The 7,349-nt window shown below is 68.1% G+C and carries 6 protein-coding genes and 1 pseudogene; 4 read left to right on the top strand and 3 right to left on the bottom strand.

Going from position 1 to position 7,349, the window contains the following annotated elements; all coding sequences use genetic code 11:
- Window positions 1-396, bottom strand: a pseudogene (locus A5652_RS22315) (acyl-CoA dehydrogenase family protein); the annotation flags it as partial.
- Window positions 397-403: 7 nt separating this feature from the next.
- The gene (locus A5652_RS22310) at window positions 404-1,564 is read right to left on the bottom strand and encodes an acyl-CoA dehydrogenase family protein (RefSeq protein ID WP_067356895.1); all 1,161 of its coding nucleotides are present in this window, start codon (window positions 1,562-1,564) and stop codon (window positions 404-406) included.
- Window positions 1,565-1,764: 200 nt separating this feature from the next.
- Between A5652_RS22310 and A5652_RS22305 the strand changes: the two genes are divergently transcribed.
- The 3 genes from A5652_RS22305 to holA are packed head-to-tail and all read left to right on the top strand — an operon-like array spanning window position 1,765 to window position 5,202.
- The gene (locus tag A5652_RS22305) at window positions 1,765-2,634 is read left to right on the top strand and encodes a ComEA family DNA-binding protein (protein WP_067356893.1); all 870 of its coding nucleotides are present in this window, start codon (window positions 1,765-1,767) and stop codon (window positions 2,632-2,634) included.
- A 49-nt stretch (window positions 2,635-2,683) separates the two neighbouring features.
- Window positions 2,684-4,180 carry a ComEC/Rec2 family competence protein gene (locus A5652_RS22300; RefSeq protein WP_067356898.1) on the top strand — a complete coding sequence of 499 codons (1,497 nt, stop codon included), beginning with the start codon at window positions 2,684-2,686 and terminating at the stop codon, window positions 4,178-4,180.
- A 53-nt stretch (window positions 4,181-4,233) separates the two neighbouring features.
- On the top strand, window positions 4,234-5,202 hold the full coding sequence (gene holA / locus A5652_RS22295) for a DNA polymerase III subunit delta (RefSeq protein WP_067356889.1): 969 nt from the start codon (window positions 4,234-4,236) through the stop codon (window positions 5,200-5,202).
- Window positions 5,203-5,232: 30 nt separating this feature from the next.
- Here holA and rpsT read toward each other — a convergent pair whose 3' ends face one another.
- On the bottom strand, window positions 5,233-5,493 hold the full coding sequence (gene rpsT, locus A5652_RS22290; RefSeq protein ID WP_067129107.1) for a 30S ribosomal protein S20: 261 nt from the start codon (window positions 5,491-5,493) through the stop codon (window positions 5,233-5,235).
- A 145-nt stretch (window positions 5,494-5,638) separates the two neighbouring features.
- On the opposite strand from rpsT, the gene A5652_RS22285 reads away from it, so the two are divergent.
- A complete protein-coding gene (locus A5652_RS22285; protein WP_067356886.1) occupies window positions 5,639-7,321 on the top strand; it encodes a circularly permuted type 2 ATP-grasp protein in 1,683 nt (560 codons plus the stop codon).
- Window positions 7,322-7,349: the final 28 nt, after the last annotated feature.

Here is a 7,349-nt window from a genome sequence, read left to right as displayed (position 1 = left end):
CGTCTCTCGGCGGAAGGCTTGCGCTGGCCGGTCGAGGGGGGCGAAGGCCAGCAGCCGCTGTCCGCCCGCGACCTCGTCGAGCAGTTGCTTCTGCTCAGCGCTGCCCAGCTCGGTGATCAGCGCACCGGGCCCCAGCGCGGCGTGCAGCACCGGTTCGGGGGCCAACCGGCGCCCGACCTCGTGAAGCACCACCATGATCTCGATCTGGCCGGACTCCTCCGGCTCGAAGCCGAGACCCAGAATCCCAGTGTCGGCGAGCTGATTCCAGACCTCGCGGCTCCAGCCGAGATCGGAGCCGATGATCTTGTTGCGGCTTTCCGGGTCATAGGTGCGCGACAACAGGTCGCGGGTGGTGTCGCGGAGCAGGGCTTGCTCGTCGCTCAACTGAAAGTCCACGGTTGCCTCACAATCCCAGAATCGTCGACGCGATGATGTTGCGCTGCACCTCGCTGCTACCGCCGTAGATCGACGTCTTGCGGTAGTTGAGGTAGTGCGGCGCACTGTGTTGCGCCCAGGACGGCGATGAAATGTCTTCGCCGTTGGCCGGCAGCGCATCCGGCCCGGCCACCTCGACGAGCAGTTCGGTGGCGGTCTGTTGCAGTTGGCTGCCGCGCAGCTTGAGCACCGACGACGCCGGGTTGGGCTGCCCGTCCGCGGAGTCGGTCACCACTCGTGACTGCGTGAGTTCCAGTGCCAGCAGCTCGTTTTCGGCCTCCGCCAGCTTCGCCGCGAACAGCGGGTCGTTGAGCAGCCCGGTAGCCTCGGCGTGCTTCTTCACCTCGGCGAGGCGCACCTTGGTCCGCCCCACACCGGCGATGCCGGTGCGCTCGTTGCCCAGCAGGAACTTCGCGTACGTCCAGCCCTGATTCTCTTCTCCGACAAGCTGATTGGCGGGCACCCGGACGTCCTCGAAGAAGATCTCGTTGACCTCGTGTCCGCCGTCGATCGTCTTGATGGGCCGCAGGGTGACGCCCGGCGTATCCATTTCGAACAGCAGGAACGAAATGCCGGCCTGCCGCTTGGGCGCCTGCGGGTCGGTGCGGACCAGGCAGAAGATCCAGTCCGCGTACTGGCCGAGCGTGGTCCACGTCTTCTGGCCGTTGACAACGTAGTTGTCGCCGTCGCGGACCGCGGTCGTGCGCAGGGACGCCAGGTCGGAGCCGGCCTCGGGCTCCGAGAAGCCCTGGCACCACCAGATGTCGAGGCTGGCCGTGGGGGGCAGAAAGCGTTGTTTGACTTCCTCCGAACCGAATTCGGCGATCACCGGCCCCACCATTTTGGTGTTGAAGTTCAACGGCTCGGGGACGCACGCCAGCTGCATCTCATCGGCCCAGATCTGATGCTGGGTCGGCGTCCAGTCCTTACCGCCCCACTCGACCGGCCAGCTCGGTACCGCCAACCCGTGCTCGTGCAGGATCTTGTGGCTGGTGATGATGTGCTCGTGGTTGACTTCCGCCGAGCCCTGACGCACCCGCTCGCGCAGCTCCTCGGGAATTTTGGTCGTGTAGATGTTGCGGAGTTCGTCGCGGAACGCGGTTTCCTCGGGTGTGAGCGCCAGTTGCATGGCAGCCTCCTGTCGTTTCTCCGGTGACCGTGACGACACAGCGCCCAGAGCTGTTTTCTGGCGATGCCGGTCGTTCGCTCGGCTTCCATCTTGACCCATCCCTCGCGGGGCCCGTACACAGCCTCGGATTAATCCACAGATCGGCCCGCGGCGTCGTCGAGCTGTGCCGTGGCGGCGGTGCGCGGACATACCGTCGGCCCATGCGAATAGAACTTCCGGCGGAGCGCCTGCAGCGACGGCTCAATGCGGAACCGGACACCGAGGCGCCCTCGGAGCCCGAGGACGCATCCCCGGACTCGGCTGAAGACACCCGGGACGACGACCAGAATTCCCTGCTGCCGCGGTGGCTTCCCGACGCGTCGCAAGACCGCGGCTGGGTGGCCAGGGTGCGTGCCGACCCCGGCCGCGCCGGCGCCATCGGGTTGGCGATCGTGGCGGCGCTGGCGGTGCTGGTCACGGTGTTCACGTTGCTGCGCGACCGGCCGGCGCCGGTAATGTCGGCCAAGCTGCCACCGGTGGAGAAGGTGTCGACGGCCGGACCCAGGTCATCGGCGACCCCGGGTGCCGCACAGCCGCCGAGTCCCGAGCGCCCGGTGGTGGTCAGCGTCGTCGGCCTGGTGCACACGCCGGGTCTGGTGACCTTGGCGCCGGGCGCGCGCATTGCCGATGCGCTGTCGGCCGCCGGTGGCGCGGTGGACGGCGCGGACACCATCGGATTGAACATGGCCCGGCCGCTCGGCGATGGCGAGCAGATCGTGGTCGGTCTCGCCCCGGTCCCCGGGCAGCCGACGGCGCTGGGCAGCTCGGTGGCCACCGGAACGACACCCACATCGAAGGCGCTACCCTCGGCGCCGGGATCGGTCAAGCCGAAGCCCGGCCAGGCCGTCGACCTCAACACCGCGACCGTTCAGGAACTCGATGCTCTGCCCGGCGTCGGACCGGTCACCGCCGCCGCTATCGTGGCGTGGCGGCAATCCAACGGCAAATTCACCAGCGTCGACCAACTCGCCGAGGTTGAGGGCATCGGGCCGGCGCGGTTGGAGAAGCTGCGCACCCTGGTCTGTGTCTGACTTCGGTGGTTCAACGCGGGCCGGTGAATCGCCTTTCGGTCATGTCGATGTGCGCCTGGTGCCGGCCGCGTTGATCTGTTGGGTGGTGACCGCCGGCGGGATCTGGTGGCAGGCCGGCCTGATCCTCGCCTGGTGCTGCCTCGGGCTGATTGCCGCGTGCGGTGCGCTGGCGTGGCGTGCGGCGCACCGGCCCGGCCGGAACACGCGGCTCCGATCGATCGGCGCCGGCATCGCGGCGGTCGGTGTGGTGGGGGCGGGGTACGGCTTCGCCATCGCGCTCCGTACCGACGCTGTCGTTCACCACCCGATCACCGCGGCCTTCGGCAGCAGCGCTCCGGTCACAGTGACCCCCACCGAGAGCACGGTGTCGCTGGGCAGCAGCCGGTTGATGTTTCGGGCCACCCTGCAACGCTTGCGCGCCGCCCAAACATCCGGGCGGGTCGTCGTTTTCGCGCGCGCCTCGGACTTCGGCGCCGTGATGGTGGGGCAGCCGGTGCAATTCACCGCGCGCATCACTCGGCCGATGCGTCGCGACCTGACGGTCGCGGTGCTCAACGCGTCGGGACGGCCGACCATGGGCACCGCAAGCGCAGTGCAGCGGGTCGCGCACGGGGTGCGCGGCCGGTTCGCCGCGGCCGCCCGCGACGCACTGCCCGGCGAGCAGGCGGCGATGCTGCCCGCGCTGGTGTTAGGCGACACCTCGGCGGTGCCGAGCGATGTCAGCCGCGACTTTCGCGCGGCCGGCATGACGCATCTGATGGCCGTGTCGGGTGCCAACGTGATGATCGTGTGTGCCGCCGTGCTGTTCTCGGCGCGGTTTATCGGTCCCCGGGCCGCCGTCGCACTTGCCGCGCTGGCGCTGGTGGCCTTCGTCATCATCGTGCAGCCGACGGCGAGCGTCTTGCGGGCGGCGGTGATGAGTGCCATCGCGCTGGCGGGAGTGTTGTCTTCGCGGCGGCGCCAAGCCATTCCGGCCCTGGCCGCCACGGTGCTGGTGCTGCTTGCTCTGGCCCCCGCGCTGGCCGTCGACGTCGGGTTCGCGCTGTCGGTACTCGCCACTGCCGCGCTGATCGTCGTCGCGCCGATCTGGTCGCGGCGCCTGGTTGGAAAGGGTTGGCCCAAGCCGCTGGCCGACGCGCTGGCCGTCGCCTGGGCCGCACAGGTGGTGACCGCGCCCGTGGTCGCGGCGATATCGGGCCGATTCAGTGTGGTTGCCGCGCTCGCCAACCTCGTCGTGGCCGCCGTCATCGCGCCGATCACGGTGTTAGGCACCGCGGCGGCCGCGCTCTGCGGGATATGGCCGGGCGCCGCGCGACTGCTGATCCGGTTCACGGGTCCCGAGTTGTGGTGGGTGGACGGTGTGGCCCGCTGGGCCGCCAACATCCCCTGCGCGACCCTGCCGGTCCCGCAGGGTTTGCCCGGCACGCTGATCGTCGGCGGTGTCACGGTGCTGGCGGTGGTGTTGTGGCGATGGCGGCCATTCCGCGTCGCGGGGGGAGTGGCGGCGCTGGCCGGGCTGGCCTGGGCACTGGCCGGGTTGGGGTAGGAGCTGCTGAATCCCGGGGCGACGTAGTCGGTGGGGCGTGACACCATCGTGGGGTGAGCGAGGTTTCGCCGTTGCACCTGGTCCTGGGAGACGAGGAACTGCTGGTCGAGCGGGCGGTAGCCGACGTGCTGCGCGCGGCGCGGCAGCGGGCCGGCACCGACGACGTTCCGGTCAACCGCATGCGGGCGGGCGACGTCAGCACATATGAGCTCGCCGAGCTGCTGAGTCCGTCACTGTTCGCCGACGAGCGCATCGTCGTGCTCGAGGCCGCCGGCGAAGCCGGCAAAGACGCTGCGGCGGTGATCGTTTCGGCCGCGAGTGATATGCCGACGGGTGTCGTGCTGGTCGTAGTGCACTCGGGTGGCGGGCGAGCCAAGGCGCTGGCCACCGAGCTGCAGTCCCTGGGCGCCGAGGTGCATGCGTGCGCGCGGATAACCAAACTCAGCGAACGGATCGACTTCGTCCGCAAGGAATTTCGCGGCCTGCGGGTCAAGGCCGACGAGGACACGGTGACGGCGATGCTGGATTCGGTCGGTTCCGATCTGCGGGAGTTGGCTTCTGCCTGCTCCCAATTGGTGGCCGACACCGGCGGGGTGGTCGACGCCGCCGCGGTGCGCCGCTATCACAGCGGCAAGGCGGAGGTGAAGGGCTTCGACATCGCCGACAAGGCGGTGGCCGGTGACATCGAGGGAGCCGCCGAGGCGTTGCGGTGGGCGATGATGCGGGGGGAGCCACTCGTGGTGCTGGCCGATGCGCTGGCCGAGGCGATCCACACGATCGGCCGGGTCGGCCCCCTGTCGGGTGATCCCTACCGGCTAGCGTCCCAGCTCGCGATGCCGCCCTGGCGGGTGCAGAAGGCCCAGAAACAGGCCCGGCGTTGGTCGCGTGACTCGGTGGCGTCGGCGATGAAGGTGGTGGCGGCGCTCAACGCGAACGTCAAGGGAGCGGTGGTGGACGCGAACTACGCCCTGGAATCCGCGGTCAGACAGGTCGCCGAACTAGCCGCCCAGCGCGGCCACTAGAGGGGGCGGCCGTCGGCGGCCGGTCGAGCCTTAGATCTTGTTGAGGGCCTGCGCCAGCGCCGACTTCTTGTTCGCGGCCTGGTTCTTGTGGATCACGCCCTTGCTGGCCGCCTTGTCCAGCTTGCGGTTGGTCGACACCAGCAACTCGGCGGCCTTCTCTTTATCGCCGGCGCCGGCGGCCTCGCGGAACGCGCGGACAGCGGTACGCAGCGACGACTTGACCGACTTGTTGCGCAGGCGAGCGCGCTCGTTCGTCTTGTTGCGCTTCTGCTGCGACTTGATGTTGGCCACGCTGGAGTTCCTTCTTCGATTAGACGTTTTTGTGGGGCGCCGGATATCACCACAGCGATTGCCCAGGTTATCAGTGAGTTACGTTTTCTCCCAAAACGGGAACACGTGGGCTGCCAGAACGTCGATTTGAGGCAGCATCTGAACAGTGAGTCTTACGAGCCAGCTTGACGAGACCAAGCGGGGTTTTCGCGCTGCCCGTTCTGAGCGCATTTTCGGCGGATACGACGGGTCATCGGATGCCTACGAGATGGCGTTCGACGAGATGTTCGACGCTCAGGGCGCCGTGCGCGGCCCTTACCGGGGTATCTACGCCGAGCTTGCGCCGTCGGACGCCTCGGAGCTGAAGGCTCGCGCGGAAGCCCTGTCGCGCGCCTTCCTCGACCAGGGGATCACCTTCTCGTTATCGGGCCAGGAGCGGCCATTTCCGCTGGACCTGGTGCCGCGGGTTATTTCGGCCGCCGAGTGGACGCGCCTGGAGCGCGGCATCACCCAGCGGGTCAAGGCGCTCGAGATGTACCTCGATGACATCTACGGCGACCAGGAAATACTGAACGACGGCGTCATCCCACGCCGGCTGATCACCTCCTGCGAACATTTCCATCGCCAGGCGATGGGCATCGACCCGCCCAACGGCGTGCGAATCCATGTCGCGGGCATCGATCTGATCCGCGACGACAAGGGCGTTTGGCGGGTTCTCGAGGACAACCTGCGCTCGCCGTCGGGCGTGTCTTACGTCATGGAGAACCGGCGCACCATGGCGCGCGTCTTCCCCAACCTGTTCGCCACCCACCGGGTGCGCCCGGTCGACGACTACGCGTCGCACCTGTTGCGGGCGCTGCGCAACTCCGCGGCCACCAACGAGGCGGACCCGACGGTGGTGGTGCTCACCCCGGGCGTCTACAACTCGGCCTATTTCGAGCATTCACTGCTGGCCCGCCAGATGGGTGTCGAGCTGGTCGAAGGGCGCGACCTGTTCTGCCGCGACAATCAGGTGTACATGCGCACCACCGAGGGCGAGCGTCAGGTCGACGTCATCTATCGGCGCATCGACGACACGTTCCTGGACCCGCTGCAGTTCCGCGCTGACTCGGTGCTGGGAGTGGCAGGTTTGGTCAACGCTGCCCGCGCCGGCAATGTCTCAATCTCCAGCGCGATCGGCAACGGCGTCGGCGACGATAAACTCGTCTACACCTACGTCCCTACGATGATCGAGTACTACCTGGGCGAAAAACCCCTGCTGGCCAACGTGGAGACGTTGCGCTGCTGGCTCGATGACGAGCGTGAAGAGGTGCTGGACCGCATCGACGAATTGGTTCTCAAGCCGGTCGAGGGATCCGGGGGCTACGGCATCGTATTCGGTCCGGAGGCCTCGGAGAAGGAGCTGGCGGCCGTCGCCAAGAAGGTGCGCGACGATCCCCGGAGCTGGATCGCGCAGCCGATGATGGAGCTGTCGACGGTCCCGACGCAGATCGGCAACACCCTGGCGCCCCGCTACGTGGATCTGCGACCGTTCGCCGTCAACGACGGCAACGACGTGTGGGTGCTGCCCGGCGGGCTGAGCCGGGTAGCCCTGGTCGAGGGGTCGCGGGTGGTCAACTCCAGCCAGGGCGGCGGCTCGAAGGACACCTGGGTGTTGGCGTCGCGGGCGGCGGCCGGTGACCACGAGCTCGAGGCGGCGGAGGTGGTGCGCTCGTTGCCCACCTCGATGCCGGATCCGCTGGAAGACTCGCCGCGGCTGACGTCTCCGACGTCTCAGCAGCCGCAGCCCACCGACCAGCCCCCGCGCGATAAGCCCAAACAGCAGCAGCAACAAAGAGCGGTGCGCTGATGCTGGCGCGTAACGCCGAGTCGCTGTA

This window comes from Mycobacterium sp. 1165178.9 (assembly GCF_001673555.1).
GTDB lineage: Bacteria > Actinomycetota > Actinomycetes > Mycobacteriales > Mycobacteriaceae > Mycobacterium.
Note: the sequence above shows the minus strand (reverse complement) of the source record. Positions and strands in the feature narration are given on the sequence as shown.